Genomic DNA, 1,273 nt, shown 5'->3' on the forward strand with positions numbered 1-1,273 from the left:
AATTGGGAAATCTCATCTTGAGGGGGGCTTCGCGCTTAGATGCTTTCAGCGCTTATCCCGTCCGTACTTGGCTACCCAGCGGTGCTCCTGGCGGAACAACTGGTACACCAGCGGTACGTCCATCCCGGTCCTCTCGTACTAAGGACAGCTCCTCTCAAATTTCCTGCGCCCGCGACAGATAGGGACCGAACTGTCTCACGACGTTCTGAACCCAGCTCGCGTACCGCTTTAATGGGCGAACAGCCCAACCCTTGGGACCTACTTCAGCCCCAGGATGCGATGAGCCGACATCGAGGTGCCAAACCTCCCCGTCGATGTGGACTCTTGGGGGAGATAAGCCTGTTATCCCCAGGGTAGCTTTTATCCGTTGAGCGATGGCCCTTCCATTCGGTACCACCGGATCACTAAGCCCGACTTTCGTCCCTGCTCGACTTGTAGGTCTCGCAGTCAAGCTCCCTTATGCCTTTGCACTCTCCGAATGATTTCCAACCATTCTGAGGGAACCTTTGGGCGCCTCCGTTACATTTTAGGAGGCGACCGCCCCAGTCAAACTGTCCACCTGACACGGTCCCCGAACCAGTTTCATGGTCCTAGGTTAGAACTCCGATACGATCAGGGTGGTATCCCAACGTCGCCTTCACACAAGCTGGCGCTCATGCTTCAATGGCTCCCACCTATCCTGTACAGATCGTACCAAAGTTCAATATCAAGTTACAGTAAAGCTCCATGGGGTCTTTCCGTCTTGTCGCGGGTAACCTGCATCTTCACAGGTATTAAAATTTCACCGGATCTCTCGTTGAGACAGCGCCCAAGTCGTTACGCCATTCGTGCGGGTCAGAATTTACCTGACAAGGAATTTCGCTACCTTAGGACCGTTATAGTTACGGCCGCCGTTTACTGGGGCTTCGGTTCACAGCTTCGGATTGCTCCTAACCGCTCCCCTTAACCTTCCAGCACCGGGCAGGCGTCAGCCCGTATACTTCGCCTTACGGCTTCGCACAGACCTGTGTTTTTGCTAAACAGTCGCTTGGGCCTTTTCACTGCGACCCCCTCGGGCTATTCACCCTACCGAGGTACCCCTTCTCCCGAAGTTACGGGGTCATTTTGCCGAGTTCCTTAACGAGAGTTCTTCCGCGCGCCTTAGCATGCTCTGCTCGCCTACCTGTGTCGGTTTGCGGTACGGGCACCTTCACCTGGCTAGAGACTTTTCTCGGCAGCCGGAGTGCATGACCTTCGCTACTGTAATTTTCGCTCCCCATCACAGCCCAGCCTT

Annotated in this window: 1 rRNA gene; it reads right to left on the minus strand. The window is 55.0% G+C overall.

Annotation, left to right across the window (positions count from 1 at the left end):
• A 23S ribosomal RNA gene (locus AC50YG_RS31835) occupies positions 1 to 1,273 on the minus strand; the annotation flags it as partial.

The sequence above is a fragment of the Paenibacillus sp. J31R34 genome, from assembly GCF_059383715.1.